Origin of the sequence: Amycolatopsis sp. NPDC049253, assembly GCF_040678995.1 — a bacterium.
Classification (GTDB): domain Bacteria; phylum Actinomycetota; class Actinomycetes; order Mycobacteriales; family Pseudonocardiaceae; genus Amycolatopsis.
Map to the genome: position 1 here is coordinate 506,175 of NZ_JBFAQX010000002.1, position 18,789 is coordinate 524,963.

Here is an 18,789-nt window from a genome sequence, read left to right on the forward strand (position 1 = left end):
TTCAGCCCTCCAGCGGGGTGATCAGCAGGCTGCCGGACGCGTGCACGGTGGCAGCGTGCTCGGGCAGCACGAGGGTCGTGGAGTCCATTTCGGTCACGATCGCGGGCCCGGCGACGACGTCACCGGCCAGGAGCTTCGCGCGGTCGTAGACCTTCGCGTCGAGCTGCTTGCCCGACACGTGGATCGGGTGCGTGTCCACCAGCGCGGCGGCCGGATCACCGGTGCCCTCGGGCAGCGTCACCGGCGCCACCGACGGGCGCGGGCCGGTGACGGTCGCGCGGGCGTTGACCAGCTCGTGGTCGACGTCGAGCAGGAACGAGAACAGCCGGTCGTGCTCGGCGTCGAAGTGCTTGGCCAGCAGGTCGAGCGCGGTGCCGGGCGCCTCCAGCGACGCGGGGTCGACCTCGACCGGGATCTCGAACCCCTGGCCGTGGTAGCGCACGTCGACCTGGAACCCGAGTGTCTGGTCGGCGCGGTCGAGCCCCTGCTCCACGAGCCGGCCGCCGGCTTCGTCGCCGAGTTCGCGCAGGATCTGCACCAGCTCGGCGCCGGTGAGGTCGCCGAAGCGGCGCAGCACGGTGCGGGCCGACACGTCGCGCAGGCTCGTGGTCGCGTCGCCCAGCGCGCACAGCACGCCGGGTGACGGGGGCACGATCACGGGCCACGCGCCGGTGAGCTTGCCGAGGGCGTTGGCATGCAAGGGACCCGCACCACCGAACGCGACGAGCGCGAAGTCACGTGGGTCGAAGCCCTGCTGCACCGAGACGAGCCGCAGCCCGCCGAGCATGTTCTCGTTGACGATGTCGATGATCCCCGCCGCCGCGGCCTCGACGCTCGGCAGGCCCATCGCGTCGGCCACCTTGGCGACGGCCGTGCGGGCGGCCTCGACGTCGAGCGTGATCTCACCGCCGGCCAGCTGCGCGGGCAGGTAGCCGAGGACCACGTTGGCGTCGGTCACCGTCGGCTCGGTGCCGCCCTTGCCGTACGCGGCGGGGCCGGGGTCGGCACCCGCCGACTGCGGGCCGACGCGCAAGGCCTTGGTCAGTTCCGGCACATGGGCGATGGAACCACCGCCTGCGCCGACCGTGCGAACGTCCACACTGGACGCCCGCACGGTGAGATCACCGACCTGGGTCTCGCGGCCGATGCGCGGGTTGAGGTCCTGTACGAGCGCGACGTCGGTGGACGTGCCGCCCATGTCGAACGTGATCAGGTCGCGGTGGCCGCACTGCTCGGCCACCCACACCGCACCGGTCACGCCACCGGCGGGGCCGGACAGCAGCATCGTCACGGGGGCGGCCACGGCGGCTTCGGCCGCCGACAGGCCGCCGTCGCTGCGCAGGATGGCCAGCTCACCGGCCACGCCGCTGCCGGCGAGCTCACTCGCGAGCGTCTCCACGTACTTCTTGACCTGCGGCTGCACGTAGCCGTTGGCGACGGTGGTGACCGTGCGCTCGTATTCGCGCAGCTCCGGCAGCACGTCGGACGACAGCGACACGGGCACACCGGGCAGCACCTCGGCGGCGATCTCGCCCACGCGGCGCTCGTGCGCGGAGTCGGCGAACGAGTTGATCAGCGACACGGCGAGCGCCTGGATGTCGCGCCCGCGCAGCTTCTCCAGCTGGGCCCGCACGTCGGCCTCGTCGAGCTCGCGGATCACCGCGCCATCGCTGGCGATGCGCTCGTCGACCTCGACGGTGTTCTCCAGCGCCGCCAGGGGTTCCGGCTTCGGCCAGATGATCCAGCCGGCGAGCCCGCCCGGGACGTAGGAGCGCGCGATCTGCAGTACCTGGCGGAACCCGCGCGTGGTCACGAGCCCCACGCGGGCGCCCTTGCCTTCGAGGATGGCGTTGGTGGCCACGGTCGTGCCGTGCAGCACCTGCGCGACCTCGCTCAGCGCGATGCCCGCGTCGGCGCACACCTTCGCGATGCCGTTGCGGACGCCGACCGACTGGTCGGCCGGGGTGGACGGGGTCTTCGCCCGCCAGGTGCCGCCGGTCGTCTCCTCGACCAGCAGCACGTCGGTGAAGGTGCCGCCGACGTCGACACCGAGCCGATAGGTCATCTGTTCTCCTGTGTTGTCGGCCCCGGCTCCGCCAGGGCGCGCGATCTCGCGCTGTTGTTGCCGTTGGAGAGAGTGCGGCCCGCCGTGACGGTGTGGCTGAGGAGATGAGTCATGGGCTCTGCTCCTGGGCCGCGCGAACCATCACGGCTCGGGCGTTGCGGATGTGGGCGGTCATCACGGCGTGTGCCCAGTCGGGGTCGCCGGCGCGCAGGGCGGCGACGATCTCGACGTGGTGGGCGAGGCTGCGCCGCAGGGACTGTTCGTCGTAGGTGTGGAAGTTGCGCAGCACGATCGGCGCGTGGATGGCGCTCGCAAGCGAGCCGGCCAGCGCCGGGTGCCGGGCGAGCTCCACGAGCTTGGCGTGGAACTCGCGGTTCATCGGCACCAGCGCGTCGAGGTCCTGTCCCGGTCCGGGACGTCCGACCTCGACCATGCGCCCGGCGAGCTCGTCGAGCGCGGCCAGGTCGGCCTCGGTCGCGTGGGGCACGGCGAGCGCGGTGAGCTGGGGTTCCAGCAGCGTGCGCAGCTCGAACACGCCTTCCAGCTCGGCGACGGTCCACCGGCTGACCCGGGCCCCGCGGTTCGGGACGATCTCCACGAGGCCCTCGGCCGCGAGGCGGGTCAGCGCCTCGCGGACCGGGGTCCGGCTCACGCCGAGCCGGTCGGCCAGCTCGACCTCGCCGAGCCGGGCGCCCGCCGGGAACTCGCCCTTCAGGATCAGCTCGCGCAATGCGTCCACCGCGCGTCCCGATGAAGTCGCTGCCTGTGTCACCCGTCACCTCGTCTCGCAGATTGTGTGCAATCTAGGCCGGAGTCTTGTCCGACGCAAGGCGTTCGGCGTAGTTTTGCCATGGATGTATACAAGGAGGAATTCCGTGGGAAATCTGCTCGGTACGGCCGGAACCCCGCGCAAACGCCTGCGCGAGCTGCTGACCGCGGGCCCGCCGCTGGTCGCGCCCGGGGCGTACGACGCGCTTTCGGCCCGGCTGGTGGAGCAGGCCGGGTTCGACGTCGTGTACATGACGGGCTTCGGCACCACCGCGTCCCTGATCGGGCGCCCGGACGTGGGCCTGCTCTCGGGCGCGGAGATGATCGACAACGCCACGCGCATCGTCTCGGCCGTCGACGTGCCCGTGATCGCCGACGCCGACACCGGATACGGCAATGCGATCAACGTGGTGCGCACCGTGCGCGCGTACGAACAGGCCGGCGTCGCGGCGATCCACCTCGAAGACCAGGTGATGCCCAAGAAGTGCGGCCACATGTCGGGCAAGGCCGTGATCTCGCGCGAGGAGATGGTCGGCAAGATCGCCGCGGCCGCCGCCGCCCGGCGCGACCCGGACTTCGTGCTGATCGCCCGCACGGACGCCGCGGCCGTCCACGGCCTCGACGACGCCCTCGGCCGCGCCAAGGCCTACGCCGACGCGGGCGCGGACGTGCTGTTCGTGGAAGCACCGACGAGCGAGGAGAGCATCGAGCGCGTGGCCACCGAGCTTCGCGGCGTCGCGCCCCTGGTGTTCAACTGGGCCGAAGGCGGCCGGACCCCGCCGCTGCCGCTGTCGCGCATCGCGGACCTCGGCTTCTCGCTCGTGCTGTACCCCATCGGCACCCTGCTCGCCGCGACGGCCGGCATCCGCTCCCTGCTCGACGTCATCCGCCGCGACGGCACGCCCGCGGCCGCCCTGCCGGGCGTCCCGACGTTCGACGAGTTCACGACGCTGATCGGGCTGCCCGAGGTGAGTGAGCTGGAACAGCGGTTTTCCGGGGAGTGATCAGGGTTTCCGCGCGGTGATCAGGAAGTGCTCTTCCGGCTCCGCGCCGGGTTTGCCGGGCTCGAAGACCTGGGACCTCGTCCCGGTCACCTCGAGCCCGGCGGCCCGGACCCGCTCGACGAGGTCGCCGGACGCGAAACTGGTGAGGCGCACCGCGTGGCCGAGGAAATCGAGCGGCACGTCTTCGATGTCCTTCGGCACGGTGATGAGCGCGAACCGCCCGCCCGTCTTCAGCCAGCCCGCGATCTTGCCCAGCACGGACTCCGTCTCAGCGCGGGTCATCTGCAGGAACGGGAAGAACGCGCAGACCGCGTCCCAGCTCTCCGCTTCCGATTCCCACTCCCGCACGTCGACGTGCCGGAACTCCGCGGCCGGCACCTGCTCCCGCGCGATGCGGACCATCTCGCGTGACACGTCGAGTCCGGTGACGCGGTGCCCGGCTCGCGTCAGGTCCTCGGCAACCGGACGGCCGGTGCCGCTGCCGACGTCGAGCACCCGCGCACCCGGCGGCAGCACGGCGACCAGCTCCCGCACCGCGGCCTCGACCATCGGCGGGCGCCCGAACGCCTCTTCGTAACCGGCGCCGATGGCGTCGAACAACTCCTGCGCCGTAGTCGCTTCCTCGCCCATTCCCGGATTCCCCTCGTGCGGCGTTCGGGGTCCACCCTCGCACAACGTGGGCGCGAATTCCGCGTCTCGGCTCGCTTCGGGACCGGTCCGAACCGGAGTGAGGCGATGCGTCACGGCGGGCGGCGCGGCTCTGGCGCTGGTGCTGGGCCTGACCGGCTGCGCTTCCCCGCAGGACAGGACGAACGACGCTGCTCGACCGGCAGATCGACGCCGCGGCCAAAGCGGACCAAGCCGACGCCGACACGCACGCCGCCTTCCGCACGGCCTGGCAGCACCTGACCAAAACGCTGCGCGACGACCGCGAGGCCTGGCGAAACTCCTCGACGGGCACCGACGCCCGGCCGAGCCCCGCCAGCGACATGATTGCCGCTCTGAACCTCTCCGGTTTCGAGGCCGTCGTCGACGAAGCCAAAACCTCCCTCGGCGCCGGCGCGGCCAAAGCGGGCTACCCGAACTGCGGGGACGCGATCGCCTGGCGGTACCAGTTGTCCTGATCGGGCAGGGTGGTCAGTCAGGGTGCGGGAGGACGTGAATGGAACGGTTGATTCGGCACGACCTGAGCGAGACGGACGTCCGGCCGGGCTCGACGCTCCGGCCGATCGTCCGGTTCGAGCTGCAACGGGACGGCGACACCATGGCGGGAGTGACGCTCGGCCGGGCGGAAGTGCTCGAGCGGCAGCCTTTGGCGTACACCCTGGCCCGGTGGTCCTTCCCGGCCGGCGACCTCGCCGCCGGGGCTGTCGTGCTCACCGCGGGCGCGAATCCCGCGCTGCGTGGCGCGCCGCTCTATCTCGACATCAACGACTCGGCCCACGAGGACGCCGACGACCGATGCACGATCGCACGAGAGGCCCGGCTTCGAGCCGGCCATGGAAAGGCATCGGCTGGTGTGGACCGACAGCGAGCAGCCGTTGATCGTGTCCGACGACCTCAGGTTTCGGACTCTGGCCGAAGTCGGCCGTGAGCGGCTGGCAGAGGTGATGGCGGGCGCAGCGACGACTACTCTCGACCGTGGCGATCGCCTCCGCATGATCCGGCAGGACCCACGGGACTGGGCCGACAGTTTTCTCCGTCACGATGTGCGGCCTGCGGACGAGAGGTCCTGGCGGCTCGCCGACTCACCAGAGGGCGAGTCGGTCGGGGTAGTCGGAATCAGCGCCACCGGCGACTCTGCCGTTCTCTGTTATCTCTGCGTGGTGCCCGAGTATCGCGGCCGGCGGCTGGGTGAGCAGCTTGTCTACGCAGGCTACCGAGCGGCCCGTCGGCGCGGTCTGGCCGCGGTTCACGCGTACGTGGACACCGAGAACCGGCCCATGATCGCGGCCCTCGAGCGCAGCGGCGCGAAAGCCGGGAAATGGCGCAGGCGGCTGTTCGTCCGGTCCTAGTGCCGGGCGTTACTCGGCCCAGATCCCCCGCACGTGCCGGATGTGGCGGGTCATCAAGGCTTCCGCGCCGTCGGCATCGCGGGCTTCGATGAGGTCCAGGAGCACCGCGTGTTCGTGGGAGGAGGGGATGAGCTCGTCGCGGTCGGCGAGGCCGCGGAGGCCGTAGATGCGGGAGCGGGAGCGCAGGGAGCGAACGGTCTCGACGAGGTGCGGGTTGCCCGCCTGTTCGAGCAGGCGCAGGTGGAACTGCATGTCCGTGGCGACGTGGGCGATGAGGTCGTGCTCGGCGGCCGCGTGTTCGATGCCGGTGGCCAGCGGGCGCAGCTCGGCGATCACGGCCGGGTCGACGCCCGTCTCGGCGAGGCGGCGGACGGTGGGCACCTCGATGAGGGCGCGGAGCTCGCTGAGGTCGTCGAGGTCCTTTTCGGACGGTTCGGTGACGCGGAAACCCTTGTTCCGCACCGTGTCGATCAAGCCTTCTTTGACGAGGTCGAGCATGGCCTCGCGCACGGGCGTCGCGGAGACACCGAACTGCGTGGCGAGGCTGGGCGCCGAGTACACCACGCCGGGGCGCAGCTCGCCGGCGATGACGGCGGCGCGCAGCGTCTGCGTGATCTGGTCGCGCAGGTTCCGCTGGACGCCGAAGGTGGGCAACGTCAGCGTGAGGTGCTCCTGGCTGGTCAACGTGCCTCTCCCCGGGCGGCCTCGTAGGTGGTGGCGGCGACCACCAGATCCTCCCACGCCATCCCCACGCTCTTGAACAGCCGGGGCCCCGACGCGGGCAGCACCGCCCCGCGGACCACATCGGACAGCGGCACCAGCGCGTCCGGCGTCAGTGCCCCTTCGGAAACCGCCAGCACGACGTCGCCGGCCTCGCGCAGGGCGGTGTCCACCGCTTCGACGACCACCGTGGCGCGGCCGACCAACGCAGAGTCGACCTCACGCACGTGCGGTTCGTGGGAACCGACCGCCACCACCGTCGCCCCGTCTTGAACCAGGGCGCCGTCGAACAACGGCGTCGGCGAAGTGGTGCAGCACGCCACCAGGTCCGCCGAAGCCACGTCCGCCGCGGTGCCGACCCGGGCGCCCCAGGCCGACGCGAACGCCTCGGTCCGCGAAGCGGAACGCCCCACCACCACGACGTCGCGCACCGGCCGGACTTCCCGCAGCGCCTCGACGTGGCTCGCCGCCTGCGGCCCGGTCCCGAACACCACCAGCCGCGACGCGTCCGGCGCCGCCAGGCAGTCCACGGCCAGCGCCGACACCGCCGCCGTCCGCACGGACGTCACCGCGACCCCGTCGAGCAAGGCCAGCGGGGTCAACGTCGCCCCGTCCAGCAGGAGGTACTCACCCTGGATCCGCGGCAGGTCGCGGGCGGGATTGCCGGGCGCGACCGTCGCCACCTTCACCCCGGCGAACGCCCCCCAGAAGGCCGGCATCAGCAGGAACTGCCCGCTCGGCACCGGGACGACGGCCCGCGCCGGGTCCGCCGCGGGGTCGAGCCCGTCGGCCAGCGCGGCCCGCAACGCCGCGATCGCCGCGGTCGTCGACGGCCGCGCGGCCAGCACCTCGATCACAGCTCGAACCCCGCCGGGAACGGGTCGTCGGGGTCGAGGAAGTACTGCGCCGTGCCGGTCAGCCACGCACGGCCGGTGATGGTCGGGACGACGGCGGGCACCGTGCCCACCGTCGTCTCCTCCACCAGCCGGCCGATGAAGTGCGTGCCGATGAACGACTCGTTGCGGAAATCGGTGTGCAGCGCCAGTTCGCCACGCGCGTGCAGCTGCGCCATCCGCGCGCTCGTGCCCGTGCCGCACGGCGAACGGTCGAACCAGCCCGGGTGGATGGCCATGGCGTGGCGCGAAACCCGCGCGTCGGAACCCGGTGCGGCGAGGTACACGTGGTGGCACCCGGAAATCGCGGGGTTCTCCGGGTGCACGGGCAGGTCCTGGGAGTTGATCGCGTCCATGATGGACAGACCCGCGTCGAGCAGCCGCTGCTTTTCCGCGCGGTCGAACGGAAGCCCGAGCTCCTCCAGCTCGACGATCGCGTAGAAGTTGCCGCCGAAGGCCAGGTCGTAGCGCACCTGGCCGAGCCCCGGCACGGCCACCTTGCGGTCGAGACCCACCGAGAACGACGGCACGTTGCGGATCGTCACCGACCGCGCCGCGCCGTCTCGCACCGCCACCTCGGCGATGACGAGCCCCGCCGGGGTGTCGAGCCGGATCGTGGTGACCGGCTCGTCGACCTCGACCATGCCCGTCTCGACCAGGACCGTCGCGACGCCGATGGTGCCGTGCCCGCACATCGGCAGGCAGCCCGACACCTCGATGAACAGCACGCCCCAGTCGGCATCGGGCCGTGTCGGCGGCTGCAGGATCGCCCCGCTCATGGCCGAATGCCCGCGTGGCTCGTTCATCAGCAGCTGCCGGATGTGGTCGAGGTGCTCGACGAAGTACTGCCGGCGCTCGAACATCGTGGCACCCGGCACGACGCCGACCCCACCCGTGATCACGCGGGTCGGCATCCCCTCGGTGTGGGAGTCGACCGCGTGGAACAGCCGCTTGGCGCGCATGGTCTAGGAAAGCCCTTCCTCGAGCGCTCGTTCGGTGGCCTGGCGAACGGCCTTCTCCTGCTCGGGCGTGAGCGGCACCCGCGGCGGCCGGCACGGCCCGCCGTAGCGGCCCGCGATGTCCATGCTCAGCTTGATCGCCTGCACGAACTCCGTGAGCGAGTCCCAGCGCAGCAACGGGTGCAGCAGCCGGTAGAGCGGCACGGCCTTCTCCAGGTCGCCGGCCGACGCCGCGGCCCACAGCTCGCTGGTGGCCTTGGGGAACGCGTTGGGGTAGCCCGCGACCCAGCCGGGCGCGCCGGCGATGGCCAGCTCCAGCAGCACGTCGTCGGCACCGCACAGCACGTCGAGCTCCGGTGCCAGCTCGGCGATCCGATACGGCCGGCGCACATCGCCCGAGAATTCCTTGACACCCACGATCAAGCCCTCGGCGTGCAGCTCGGCCAGCAGCTCCGGCACGAGGTCGACCTTGGTGTCGAACGGGTTGTTGTACGCGACGATCGGCACACCCGCCTTCGCGACCTCGCGGTAGTGCTCGACCACCGCGCGCTCGTCGGCCCGGTAGGAGTTGGGCGGCAGCAGCATCACGGCGGGGCAGCCGGCCTCCGCCGCGCTCTCGGCCCAGCGCCGCGCTTCCGTCGCCCCGTACGCCGCGACACCCGGCATCACCGTGAAGCCCTCGGGGGCGGCTTCCAAGGCGGTGCGCACCACGCGCGTGCGCTCCTCGACGCTCAGCGTCTGGTACTCCCCCAGCGAACCGTTGGGCGTGACCCCGTCACAACCGCTTTCGGCCAGCCACGCGACATGCTCGGCGTACGCGTCGAAATCGACGGTCAGCGCACCCGGGCCGGTCTCCCGCAAGGGGAGCGCGGCCGCCACCAGTACGCCGTGCCACGGCTTTTCGCGCCCGGTCATCAAGCCCTCCACGAAGTCGATGTTACTCAGCGCCGTCGGCCGGAGCCGAGTCCGAAAATCGGTCGGAGATTCATCGTGCCATGTGTCATGTGACATTGTACAGTGGCCTGACCTCGTCCCCCATCGTGGGAGGCTCCATGTCAGAAACGACCGGCGCGCGCCCGAAGCTCACGTCGCACGTGCTGGCGGCGCGGCTCGAACGCCTGCCGATCTCCCGGTTCCACTACAAGCTGCTCTTCGCGGGCGGCCTCGGGTACACCTTCGACGCGATGGACGGCGCGATCGTCGCCTTCATCCTCCCCTCCGTCACCGCCGAATGGGGCCTGTCCAGCGGAGCCACCGGCATCCTGGGCAGCAGCCTGCTGATCGGCTTCCTCTTCGGCGCGTTCGGCGCCGGGGTGCTCGGCGACAGGATCGGCCGGCGCGCGGTCATGGTCAGCGCGCTCATCCTCTACGCGGCCGCGAGCCTCGTCGCGGCCGTCGCGCCGAACTTCGCGGTGCTGTTCGTCGCGCGTGTCGTGGCGGGCATGGGCACCGGCGCGGAGAGCGCGATCATCGCGCCCTACCTGTCGGAGTTCGTGCCCTCGCGCGTGCGCGGGCGCTACATCGGTTCCCTGGCCGGGTTCTTCGCGTTCGGCTACGTGTTCGCGAGCCTGCTCGGCTACTTCGTGGTCAGCGACGTGCCCCACGGCTGGCGCTGGGTCCAGGTGCTCACGGCCGTGCCGATCGTGATGCTGCTGTGGTGGCGCCGCTCGCTGCCGGAGTCGCCGCGGTTCCTGCACGTCCACGGCCGGGCCGCCGAGGCCGAGCTGGTGGTCGCCGACATCGAGCGCCAGGTCAGCGCCCGCGTCGGCCCGCTGCCGGCGCCGCAACCGTCCACACAGGACCACGATGTGCAGGTGTCCTCGGGCACGATCCTGTCGAACCTGCGCGCGCTGGTGTCGTCCGGGCTGCGCAAGACCACGATCACGTCGTGGGTCTACTGGTTCGTCGCCATCTTCACCTACTACGGCTTCTTCACCTGGATCCCGTCACTGCTGGTGAAGCAGGGCTTCGACATCTCGAAGAGCTTCCTGTTCTCCATCGTCATCTACCTCGCGCAGATCCCCGGCTACTACTCCGCCGCGTTCGTGAGCGAGCGCATCGAGCGCAAGTGGACGATCGTGATCTACCTGGCGGGCGGTGCGCTCGGCGCGCTGGGGCTCGCCTTCGCGGGAAACAGCACGCAGATCCTGATCTGGGGCATCGTGCTGTCGTTCTTCATGAACGGCAACGCGGCGCTCGAGTACTCCTACACGTCCGAGATCTACCCGACGATGATCCGCACCACCGGCCTCGGCGTCGCGTCGGCGGTCGGGCGGATCGGCGGCATCATCGCGCCGATCGTGATCGGTTTCTCCTACAGCAACGTCGGGTTCGGCGGCGTGTTCACCATGCTGCTGGTCCTGCTCGTCATCGGTGCCGGGGTGGTGGCCGTGTTCGGCCAGCGCACCACCGGCCGCTCGCTCGAAACGATCGGGCAGGAGACGATCGGACGTGGCTGAACCCCGCGAACCCTCTGGAGGTGCCCGCATGCCCGCCGACCTCAACGTCCGGCACGCCCATGTCGTCGATCCCGAGTCCGAGCAGGTCACCGCCGACCGGGTCGTGCGCATCAGTGGCGGCCGGATCACGGCCGTCGAAGCCGATCCCGGCGGTCCGGTCGGGGCCGGAGAGCTGGACGGCACAGGGCTGTTCGCCGTGCCGGGGCTCATCGACTGCCACGTGCACGTGAACGCCGTGAGCGCGGCGCTCGGCACGGTGGCCGACGAGTCGCCCGCGTATGTGGCCGCGCAGGCGTCTCAGCTGCTGAAGGACATGCTGGCGCGCGGCTTCACGAGCGTCCGCGACGTCGGAGGCGCGGACTTCGGCATCGCCGCCGCCGTGGCCGAAGGCCTGTTCACGGGCCCGCGGATCTTCTTCGGCGGCAAGGCCCTTTCGCAGACCGGCGGGCACGGCGACCTGCGGCCGGCGGGGCGCGACGTGCACGACCAGCACTACGCGATCCCCGTGCTCGGCCGCGTCTGCGACGGCGTCGACGAGGTGCGCCGGGCCGCGCGCGACGAGATCCGCCGCGGAGCGTACCACCTGAAGATCATGCTGTCCGGTGGCTGCGCGAGCCCGACCGACCGCGTGGATTCCCTGCAGTTCTCCGACGAGGAGGTGACCGCGATCGTCGAGGAGGCGGCCGCGGCGAACCTCTACACGGCGGGGCACGCCTACACCGCCGACGCCGTGAACCGCGGGCTGCGCCTCGGCGTCCGCACGATCGAACACGGCAACCTCCTCGACGCGACGTCGATCGACCTGTTCCTCTCGCACGACGCGTTCTACGTGCCCACGCTGATCACCTACCAGGCCTTGCTGGAGCAGAGCCGCGAGCTGGGGTTCACCGCGGAGCAGTACGAAAAGGTCGTGCGGGTGACGGAAAACGGCTACCAGGCACTGCAGCTCGCCGACTCGGCCGGCGTCCGCATCGCCTACGGCAGCGACCTGCTGGGCGCGATGCAGGCGCGGCAGTCGGAGGAGTTCTCGTTGCGCGCCAAGGTGCAGAAGCCGGCCGCGGTGCTGCGGTCGGCCACCACGGTCGCGGCCAAGCTGCTGCGGCAGGTGGGCACCGTGGGGGCCCTGGCCCCCGGCGCCCGGGGTGACGTCGTGCTCGCGCGGGCGAACCCGTTGGAGAACCTCGACGTGCTGGCGAACCCGTCGACCGGGCTCGCGGCCGTGGTGCAGGACGGGGTGGTGCGCGTCCGGCGCTGACCGTCGGGTGAATCGAACATCCGACCACCACGGTGATCACCTCGGCGCCGTGAAATTCCGGGTCAGAGGGGGCCTGACAGGTCCCCTCTGACCGCCGGACGGGCCCTCGCGCGTCGTTAGCCTCGGTCGTGGATCGCAGCCACACCAGGAGGAACGCACCATGAAGGCCATGTTCATCACCGCGTACGGCGACCCCGGCGTCATCGAGGCGGCCGAGGTCCCCGAGCCCGTCCCGGGGCCTGGTGAACTCAGCATCACCGTGTCCCATTCGGCCGTCGGGCTGGTCGACGCGATCATCCGCCGCGGCGAACTGGCCGACTACGACTACGCGCCACGCCCTCCGGTGGTGCCCGGGCTCGAGGTGGCGGGCACCGTGCGCGCCGTCGGCCCGGGCGTCGACGGATTCGCCGTCGGCGACGAGGTGGCGACGCTGACGCTGCCGCGGATGGGCGGATACGCGGAGGTCACCGTCGCGCCCGCCGACCTGGTGGTGCCGCTGGCGGGCACGGGCGTGAGCCGCGAACAGGCCGTCGCGGGGTTCGCGAACACGGTCACGGCGTACCTGTCCCTCACCGAGGCGGTGCGCCCGCCGGTCGGCGGCCGGGTGCTGGTGCACGGCGCGCTCGGCGGCCTGTCGTCGGTCTACCCCGAGGTGGCGCGGCTGCTCGGGGCCAAAGAGGTGGTCGGCACCGTGCGCCGGGCCGGGCAAGTCGACGCGGCACTCGCGCTCGGGTTCGACCGGGTCGTCCTCTCCGGTGAGTTCACCGAGGCGCTGGGAGACGAGCGGTTCACCGTGATCGTCGATCCGGTGGGCGGCGACGTGCGGCGGGCCTCGGTGGGCGTGCTCGCTCCGATGGGCCGGCTGCTCGCGGTCGGCAACGCGGGCGGCGAGCACGGCGCGGCGCTCGACTTGAACGCGGTGTGGGGCGGCAACATCGGCGTCGTCGGGTTCAACGTGGGCGGCTACCTGGCCGCCGGCACCTCGCCGGCCGTGCCCGCGGTGCGGGCGGTGCTGCCCCTGTTCGCCGAGGGGAAGATCCGCCTGCCCGTGACGACGCTGCCGTTCACCGAGGTCCGCGAAGCGCACCGGCGGATCGACGCCCGGGAGGGGACCGGGCGGCTGGTTCTCGTTTCGCTCTAGGCTCGGGCGCATGGAGCGGGACGACGAGCTGAGCGAGTTCCTGCGCTCGCGCCGCGCCCGGGTCACCCCGGCCGAGGCCGGGCTGGGTCCGGGCGCCGGCGTTCGCCGTGTCCCCGGCCTGCGGCGCGAGGAAGTCGCGCGGCTGGCCGGGGTGAACGTGGACTACTACGTGCGGCTGGAGCGCGGCCGGCGGATCAACCCGTCCGATTCGGTGCTCGACGCCGTGGCCCGCGCGCTGCGGCTGAACGCCACGGAGCGGGCGCACCTGTTCGCACTGGCGCGCCCGGGGAGCACCCGCCCGGCGCGGCGCTCGGTCCCGCCTCAGCGGGTGCGGCCGGCGGTGCACCGGATCCTCGAGGCCCACGAGCCGCTCCCGGCGATGGTCCTCGGCCGCCGGATGGACGTGCTCGCCGCGAACCGGCCGGCCCGCGCGCTGTACACGGACTGGGAAGCCCTGCCCGGACCGTCCCGCAACATGGTGCGGTTCCTCTTCACCGACCCGGCGGCGCGCAGCGTGCTGGTGGACTGGGCGGGCAGCGCGACCGAGGCCGTCGCGCACCTGCGCCTTTACCAGGGCCGCAACCCCGCCGACCCGCTGCTGGCGGACCTGGTCGCGGACCTGTCGGCCGCGAGTGAGGACTTCCGCCGCCGGTGGGCCGACCACGACGTGCACCAGCACACCTACGGAGCGAAGGAGTTCCACCATCCGGTGGCGGGCCGGTTCACCCTGGCGTTCGAGCTGCTCGGCGTGCTGGACGACGCGGACCAGTTCCTCACGCTCTACACGGCGGAACCGGGCTCGCCCTCGGAGGCCGCGGCGCGCCTCCTCGGCGCGGCGTCCGTCGCGGATGCCTGAACCGGACCGCACGGTGATCGCCCTCGGGAACGGCGTCGCGATCGCCCCGGACGCAAGCCGCGTCCGCCTCGGTGAACGCGTCCGGCCCAGCCGTCAGCCGAGCCGGATCCTCGCCGTTTCCGGACCCGCGCTGACGTCCACCGCACCGCGGCAGGCCGCGAGCCGGGCGTAGTCGGGCCGGGTGAGAACCACGATCGGCAGCCGCAGGTCGTACAGCTCGGCCGCGACCCAGGCGCCGAGCATGAGGATGGCGTCCGGTTCGGTGAGGACGAGGGCGGCGGGCGCGGTGCCGCTGCGGATCTGCTCGGCCAGGACCGACGACGAGGAGCTGGAGCCGCGCGCCTGCGGCAGCACGAGAACGCGCCCGGTGAGGGTGGCGCCGCGCTGGGGGTGGTGTTCGTCGACGATGCGGCCGGACAGGTCGGTGCCGCCCCAGAACGACAGCGGCGCGTCGAGCACGAGTGGTTCCCCCGTCGCCTCGCCGGGGAACACGGTGCGGCCGGTCAGCTCGCCCACAGCGCCTCGTCCCGCACGATCCGGCCGGCCCGCGCGGACGCGACGCATTCGGCGAGCGAGCCGAGGGCCACGTCCACGCCGATGTTGCCGGGCGCGTACCACGCCCATTTGCCGGAGTTCGTCATCGCCGTACGCAGGCCGGCGTCGAGGATCGGCGTGATGTAGGTGCAGGTGTCGACGACGATCCGGGCCCCGGCGGAGCGCACGGTTTCCGCGTAACCGAGCCGGTCGGCCTCCGCGAGCACGGCGCGGCTCGTGGTCACGTAGGCGCTCACGTCGTGGTGGAACGGCCCGCCGTCGGTGAGCAGACCGGCCAGGCGCTCGAACTCCGTGAGCGAGAAGTGCGGCGTGCCCAGGCACAGCGCGTCGAGGTCCGGGCCGTGGGCGGTGGTCAGCTCGTCGCGGACGGCGCGCACCTGGTCGGCATCCACCACGTGGGTCACGACGTCCGGCGCCGCGATTGCTGCCAGCTCCGGCGCCTCCGGCGTCACGCCGACGACGTGGAACAGGCCGACTCCCCCGCTCGACGCGGCGGCGGCGCCGAAGGCCTTCAGCTGGTCCTCCGTCACGGTCACGGGCACGCCCGTCAGCACCGGCACCCCGCTGCCCGCGAGCCGGCCCGCGAGGTGACCGAGCACGCCCCACGCCGCGTCCTCGCCGAGCAATCGCCGGGACAGGCCCGCGCAGTCGAGCCGGATCGTCGCGCGGCGGTCGGCGTCGCGGTGCAGGCCCGCGTCGGGCACACGGCCGGTGATGGCGGCGCCGATGTCGAGGAAGTCGCCGTAGCGGTCGGTGCGGGCGCCGAGCACGGAGTTGGCGAACACGATCGCGTTGGACTCGGCCCACGCCACGTGTGTGCCGAACGCCGGCCGGTGCGTGAGCTGGTAGGGCGCGCACGTCCACGTCGGCTTGCAGCCCAGCGCGGTGTACCCCGCCATCAGGCGGCGCGCGTTCGCGGTCGTTTCGGCGTCGGCGTGCACCAGGTCGGGGTGGCGCAGGTCGAGGGAGCCGACGTTGAGCGTGGTGGGCACGGCGACGCGGCCGCCGAGCGCGCCCAGGCGTTCGACGAAGTCCAGGCCGGCCTGTCCGTGGTAGAGGCAGCCGTCGACGTGGGCGGACTCGACCGTCAGCAGCCGCGTGGCTCCGCGCACCCGCGCGAGCGCGACGACCATGCGCAGGCACAGTTCCGCCGCCGCGCCGTACTCGCCGGCGAGCATGGCTTCGTCCTCTTCGGACAGTTGGAGGTCAGCCACGCGCGAGGTCCCCGAGCGTCACGGGCTGCGCGATCGGCCGCGCCGCGACCCCGGCGAGGTCGGCGGCTGTCGGTTCACGGCCGCATTCGGCGGCGACCAGGCACGCGGTCGCGTAGCCGCACACCCGGCCCTGGCACAGGCCCATCCCCGGACGGGCGAGCAGTTTCGCCGTCCGCGCGTCCGTGGCACCCAGGTCCTTCACCGCGCTGCGAACCGTGCCGGCGGACACCTCTTCACACCGGCAGACCTGTGTGCCGTCGTCGAGCCACGTCTGCCAGCCCGGTCGCACCGGGTGGGCCGCGTGCATCGCGTTCGCGAAGGCGCGCAACGACTTTCGCTGCCGCAGCAAGCGCGCGACGGTGTCCCGGTTCGGCTCGGCGCCCACCGTGGTGAGTGCCGCGTGCAGACCGGCCAGCTCACCCTCCACCAGCGACAGCGCGGAGCCGCCGACCCCGCAGACCTCACCGGCGAGGTACACACCCGGCGTGGTGGCGCGCTGCCGGTCGTCGGCCACGGCGACGAGGCTGCCGTCCGCGCCGAGCCGGGTTTCGCAGCCCAGCTGCACCGGGAGCTCCAGCTGGGGTGTGAAGCCGTAGCCGACGGCGACGGTGTCACACGCGACCGTCCGCTCGCTGCCCGGCACGATCCGCCACTGCCGATCGAGCGACGCGACCGTCACGCTCTCGACCCCGTCGGTGCCCTGCGCGGCGACGACCGCGGTGCGTGTGCGGTACGGGACCCGTTGGCGCAGCAGCGTTTTCAGGTAACCGGCGCCTTCGGCGAGCTTGCCGGCGTTGGCCAGCACGGCCAGCGGCGACCGGGCGAACCCGGCGGGCGAACCGGCCTCGAACACCCCCGCCACCTCGGCCCCCGCCTCGACCAGCCCGGCGGCGACGGGCAGCAGGAACGGCCCCGTCCCCGACACCACGACCCGGTTTCCGGCCCGCACACCGTGGCCCTTGAGCAGCGACTGCACGCCGCCGGCGGTGTAGACGCCCGGCAGTGTCCAGCCGGGGAACGGCACCTGCCGGTCGTAGGCACCCGTCGCCACGATCACCGTGCGGCAGGAGACCGCACCGCGGTCGGTGTTTACCGTGAAGCCACTTTCCGTGCGCTCGACGTGCCAGATCGCGTGCCGCGTCCGAACGTCCACCCGGGACAGTCCCGCGCGCAGCCGCACGAGCGTGGGCCAGTCGTGGTGGCCCACGCCGTCGTCACCTTCGCGGTGACGCCAGAACTGCCCGCCCACGCGCGCGCCGGCGTCGATCAACGTCACCCGCGCCCCGGCCGACGCGGCCGTCACCGCCGCGGCGAGCCCGGCCGGGCCGGCCCCCAGGACCGCGATCTCCGCCGCTTCAGCAGGAAAGCTCACCACGGCCCGCTCCTTCCTGCGGCTCGATGACGTCACCCGGCCGCACCTCGGTCAGGCACGCCCGTCGCCCCGGCTTGCCGTTCACCACGACCAGGCAGTCGAAACACACGCCGATGCCGCAGAACACCCCGCGGGGCGCGCCCTCGTGGCGCGTCGTCCGCCACGACCGGTGCCCGGCGGCGATCAGCGCGGCACCCACGCTCTGCCCGGCTTCCGCCACGATCTCCTGGCCCCGGAAGGAAAACCTCACGCGCTCGCTCACGCGACCTCCTCGAACCGGTCCGCCCGGAACGGCGTCAGGTCCAGCTCCGGCTTCACCCCCGTCGCCACCTGCGCGATCAGGTGTCCCGTCGCCGCGGCCAGCCCGATGCCCGCCCCTTCGTGACCGCACGCGTGCACCAACCCCGGCAGCCGCGGGTCCTCGCCGACGACCGGGAGGTGGTCCGGGCAGTACGGCCGGAAGCCGAGGTAGCTGCGCAGCAGGGAAACGTCGGCGAGGAACGGGAAAACGCCGATCGCCTGGGCCGCCAGCTTGCGCACCACGGGCAGCGAGAACTGCCGGTCGAAGCCCACGCGTTCGCGGCTCGCGCCGATGAGCACCGTGCCGGCCCGCGTGCCCTCGACGACCACCGACGTTTCGAGCCCGGCGTCGCCGCTCGAGACGTTGGCGACGTAGTCGGCCGTGTAGACCTTGTGCCGGATCACGCGCGGCAGCGGTTCGGTGACCAGCACGAAGCCGCGCCGCGGCAGCACCGGGATCGGCGCTCCGGCGAGCTTCGAGACCTCGCCGCCCCACGTGCCCGCGGCGTTCACCACCCACGGCGCGGAGAACTCGCCGGCCGACGTGAGCACTCCGCCGACCGCACCGTCGGCGCGGCGCCGGAACGCCCGCACCTCGGTTCCGGTGTGCAGCTCGGCTCCCAGCCGGCGCGCTTGCCGCAGGAGCGAAGCGGCCGCGAGCATCGGCTGCACCTGCTTGTCCTGCGGGTAGTACGCACCGGAAGCGACGTCCGGCGTCAGGTTCGGCTCCAGCTCCGCCACCTCGGCCGGCGTCAGGTCTTCGACCTCGACGCCGCGTGCGCGTTGCTCCGCCGCCAGCTCCGCCAAACCCCGGGCGGCGCCGGCGGACTGCGCCACGACCACGCCGCCCTTGTGCTCCAGCTCCAGGGAAGTGGGCCCGAACTCTTCCCCCAGCCGCGCCCACAGCCGGATCGACAGCAGCGCCAGGTCGAGCTCCGGCCCGAGCTCCTTGTCCGACACGAGGATGTTGCCCTCGCCGCCGCTCGTCGTCCCGCCGGCGACGCCGCCGCGGTCGAGCACCGCGACGCGCAGGCCCGCGGCCGCGCAGTAGTACGCGCACGCCGCCCCGACCACTCCGGCGCCCACGACGACCACGTCGGGGGAGCTTCCCGTCGCCACCATGGCCAGTAGTATGTCACATTGCACAATGCCGGGACGTGCGGTTCCCCACACCCGTCAACCGCACCGGACCCCGATGTGGCATTCGGTGCAC

General features: G+C 72.3%; 20 protein-coding genes. 8 read left to right on the top strand and 12 right to left on the bottom strand.

The features are described 5' to 3' along the window. Position 1 precedes the first annotated feature (1 nt). Both AB0K15_RS06705 and AB0K15_RS06710 read right to left on the bottom strand, forming a co-directional pair. Complete coding sequence (locus tag AB0K15_RS06705) at positions 2-2,065, bottom strand: hydantoinase/oxoprolinase family protein (protein ID WP_364046329.1); 2,064 nt, start codon at positions 2,063-2,065, stop codon at positions 2-4. Between the two features lie 109 nt (positions 2,066-2,174). Then, entirely contained in the window at positions 2,175-2,804 is a 630-nt protein-coding gene (locus AB0K15_RS06710; RefSeq protein ID WP_364046331.1) for a GntR family transcriptional regulator, read from the bottom strand. A gap of 136 nt (positions 2,805-2,940) precedes the next feature. Here AB0K15_RS06710 and AB0K15_RS06715 point away from each other — a divergent pair, with 136 nt between their 5' ends. Continuing rightward, positions 2,941-3,837, top strand: coding sequence for an oxaloacetate decarboxylase (locus AB0K15_RS06715; RefSeq protein ID WP_364046333.1), 897 nt, complete (start codon positions 2,941-2,943; stop codon positions 3,835-3,837). Here the strand turns inward: AB0K15_RS06715 and AB0K15_RS06720 are convergent, their stop codons facing one another. Next, positions 3,838-4,467: a class I SAM-dependent methyltransferase gene (locus AB0K15_RS06720; RefSeq protein ID WP_364046335.1), complete on the bottom strand. Its 630-nt coding sequence runs from the start codon at positions 4,465-4,467 to the stop codon at positions 3,838-3,840. It abuts the gene before it with no gap. A gap of 359 nt (positions 4,468-4,826) precedes the next feature. Between AB0K15_RS06720 and AB0K15_RS06725 the strand changes: the two genes are divergently transcribed. The 3 genes from AB0K15_RS06725 to AB0K15_RS06735 are packed head-to-tail and all read left to right on the top strand — an operon-like array spanning position 4,827 to position 5,852. Next, positions 4,827-4,961 carry a hypothetical protein gene (locus tag AB0K15_RS06725; RefSeq protein WP_364046337.1) on the top strand — a complete coding sequence of 45 codons (135 nt, stop codon included), beginning with the start codon at positions 4,827-4,829 and terminating at the stop codon, positions 4,959-4,961. A 38-nt stretch (positions 4,962-4,999) separates the two neighbouring features. Then, the gene (locus AB0K15_RS06730) at positions 5,000-5,431 is read left to right on the top strand and encodes a hypothetical protein (protein ID WP_364046339.1); all 432 of its coding nucleotides are present in this window, start codon (positions 5,000-5,002) and stop codon (positions 5,429-5,431) included. Beyond that, a complete protein-coding gene (locus AB0K15_RS06735; RefSeq protein WP_364046341.1) occupies positions 5,385-5,852 on the top strand; it encodes a GNAT family N-acetyltransferase in 468 nt (155 codons plus the stop codon). The genes AB0K15_RS06730 and AB0K15_RS06735 overlap by 47 nt, the downstream gene beginning before the upstream one ends. Before the next feature lie 9 nt (positions 5,853-5,861). Here the strand turns inward: AB0K15_RS06735 and AB0K15_RS06740 are convergent, their stop codons facing one another. Genes AB0K15_RS06740 through AB0K15_RS06755 form a run of 4 tightly spaced genes read right to left on the bottom strand, consistent with a single transcriptional unit; the run spans position 5,862 to position 9,339 of the window. Continuing rightward, positions 5,862-6,536 carry a GntR family transcriptional regulator gene (locus AB0K15_RS06740; protein WP_364046343.1) on the bottom strand — a complete coding sequence of 225 codons (675 nt, stop codon included), beginning with the start codon at positions 6,534-6,536 and terminating at the stop codon, positions 5,862-5,864. Continuing rightward, positions 6,533-7,429 (bottom strand): ornithine cyclodeaminase family protein, encoded by an 897-nt coding sequence (locus AB0K15_RS06745; RefSeq protein WP_364046345.1) that lies wholly within the window; start codon positions 7,427-7,429, stop codon positions 6,533-6,535. The genes AB0K15_RS06740 and AB0K15_RS06745 overlap by 4 nt, the downstream gene beginning before the upstream one ends. Continuing rightward, positions 7,426-8,427 (bottom strand): proline racemase family protein, encoded by a 1,002-nt coding sequence (locus AB0K15_RS06750; protein ID WP_364046347.1) that lies wholly within the window; start codon positions 8,425-8,427, stop codon positions 7,426-7,428. Before AB0K15_RS06750 ends, AB0K15_RS06745 begins: the two co-directional genes overlap by 4 nt. A gap of 3 nt (positions 8,428-8,430) precedes the next feature. Next, positions 8,431-9,339, bottom strand: coding sequence for a dihydrodipicolinate synthase family protein (locus tag AB0K15_RS06755; protein ID WP_364046349.1), 909 nt, complete (start codon positions 9,337-9,339; stop codon positions 8,431-8,433). Between the two features lie 137 nt (positions 9,340-9,476). On the opposite strand from AB0K15_RS06755, the gene AB0K15_RS06760 reads away from it, so the two are divergent. From AB0K15_RS06760 to AB0K15_RS06775, 4 genes are all read left to right on the top strand, one after another. Continuing rightward, positions 9,477-10,883, top strand: coding sequence for an MFS transporter (locus AB0K15_RS06760; protein WP_364046351.1), 1,407 nt, complete (start codon positions 9,477-9,479; stop codon positions 10,881-10,883). Positions 10,884-10,911: 28 nt separating this feature from the next. Further along, on the top strand, positions 10,912-12,138 hold the full coding sequence (locus AB0K15_RS06765) for an amidohydrolase family protein (protein ID WP_364046353.1): 1,227 nt from the start codon (positions 10,912-10,914) through the stop codon (positions 12,136-12,138). A gap of 160 nt (positions 12,139-12,298) precedes the next feature. Further along, positions 12,299-13,279, top strand: a complete 981-nt coding sequence (locus AB0K15_RS06770) for a zinc-binding dehydrogenase (protein WP_364046355.1) — start codon at positions 12,299-12,301, stop codon at positions 13,277-13,279. Positions 13,280-13,289: 10 nt separating this feature from the next. Beyond that, the gene (locus AB0K15_RS06775; protein WP_364046357.1) at positions 13,290-14,135 is read left to right on the top strand and encodes a helix-turn-helix transcriptional regulator; all 846 of its coding nucleotides are present in this window, start codon (positions 13,290-13,292) and stop codon (positions 14,133-14,135) included. A 93-nt stretch (positions 14,136-14,228) separates the two neighbouring features. On the opposite strand, the gene AB0K15_RS06780 is transcribed toward AB0K15_RS06775, so the two are convergent. From AB0K15_RS06780 to AB0K15_RS06800, 5 genes are read right to left on the bottom strand one after another with little or no spacing between them, the layout of a single operon-like run. Next, positions 14,229-14,651, bottom strand: a complete 423-nt coding sequence (locus AB0K15_RS06780; RefSeq protein ID WP_364046359.1) for a DUF126 domain-containing protein — start codon at positions 14,649-14,651, stop codon at positions 14,229-14,231. Further along, on the bottom strand, positions 14,639-15,904 hold the full coding sequence (locus tag AB0K15_RS06785) for an aconitase X catalytic domain-containing protein (RefSeq protein WP_364046361.1): 1,266 nt from the start codon (positions 15,902-15,904) through the stop codon (positions 14,639-14,641). The genes AB0K15_RS06780 and AB0K15_RS06785 overlap by 13 nt, the downstream gene beginning before the upstream one ends. Continuing rightward, positions 15,897-17,276 carry an FAD/NAD(P)-binding oxidoreductase gene (locus AB0K15_RS06790; protein WP_364046363.1) on the bottom strand — a complete coding sequence of 460 codons (1,380 nt, stop codon included), beginning with the start codon at positions 17,274-17,276 and terminating at the stop codon, positions 15,897-15,899. Before AB0K15_RS06790 ends, AB0K15_RS06785 begins: the two co-directional genes overlap by 8 nt. After that, positions 17,260-17,538 (bottom strand): (2Fe-2S)-binding protein, encoded by a 279-nt coding sequence (locus tag AB0K15_RS06795; RefSeq protein WP_364046365.1) that lies wholly within the window; start codon positions 17,536-17,538, stop codon positions 17,260-17,262. Before AB0K15_RS06795 ends, AB0K15_RS06790 begins: the two co-directional genes overlap by 17 nt. Continuing rightward, positions 17,535-18,698, bottom strand: coding sequence for an FAD-dependent oxidoreductase (locus AB0K15_RS06800; RefSeq protein ID WP_364046367.1), 1,164 nt, complete (start codon positions 18,696-18,698; stop codon positions 17,535-17,537). Before AB0K15_RS06800 ends, AB0K15_RS06795 begins: the two co-directional genes overlap by 4 nt. Between the last annotated feature and the right edge of the window lie 91 nt (positions 18,699-18,789).

Excerpts from the sequence above, each read along its gene's own strand:
- AB0K15_RS06770 (WP_364046355.1), top strand. The coding sequence starts at position 12,299 with ATGAAGGCCATGTTCATCACCGCGTACGGCGACCCCGGCGTCATCGAG.
- AB0K15_RS06760 (WP_364046351.1), top strand. The coding sequence starts at position 9,477 with ATGTCAGAAACGACCGGCGCGCGCCCGAAGCTCACGTCGCACGTGCTG.
- AB0K15_RS06750 (WP_364046347.1), bottom strand. The coding sequence starts at position 8,427 with ATGCGCGCCAAGCGGCTGTTCCACGCGGTCGACTCCCACACCGAGGGG.
- AB0K15_RS06800 (WP_364046367.1), bottom strand. The coding sequence starts at position 18,698 with ATGGTGGCGACGGGAAGCTCCCCCGACGTGGTCGTCGTGGGCGCCGGA.
- AB0K15_RS06705 (WP_364046329.1), bottom strand. The coding sequence starts at position 2,065 with ATGACCTATCGGCTCGGTGTCGACGTCGGCGGCACCTTCACCGACGTG.
- AB0K15_RS06730 (WP_364046339.1), top strand. The coding sequence starts at position 5,000 with ATGGAACGGTTGATTCGGCACGACCTGAGCGAGACGGACGTCCGGCCG.
- AB0K15_RS06775 (WP_364046357.1), top strand. The coding sequence starts at position 13,290 with ATGGAGCGGGACGACGAGCTGAGCGAGTTCCTGCGCTCGCGCCGCGCC.
- AB0K15_RS06725 (WP_364046337.1), top strand. The coding sequence starts at position 4,827 with ATGATTGCCGCTCTGAACCTCTCCGGTTTCGAGGCCGTCGTCGACGAA.
- AB0K15_RS06720 (WP_364046335.1), bottom strand. The coding sequence starts at position 4,467 with ATGGGCGAGGAAGCGACTACGGCGCAGGAGTTGTTCGACGCCATCGGC.
- AB0K15_RS06765 (WP_364046353.1), top strand. The coding sequence starts at position 10,912 with ATGCCCGCCGACCTCAACGTCCGGCACGCCCATGTCGTCGATCCCGAG.
- AB0K15_RS06755 (WP_364046349.1), bottom strand. The coding sequence starts at position 9,339 with ATGACCGGGCGCGAAAAGCCGTGGCACGGCGTACTGGTGGCGGCCGCG.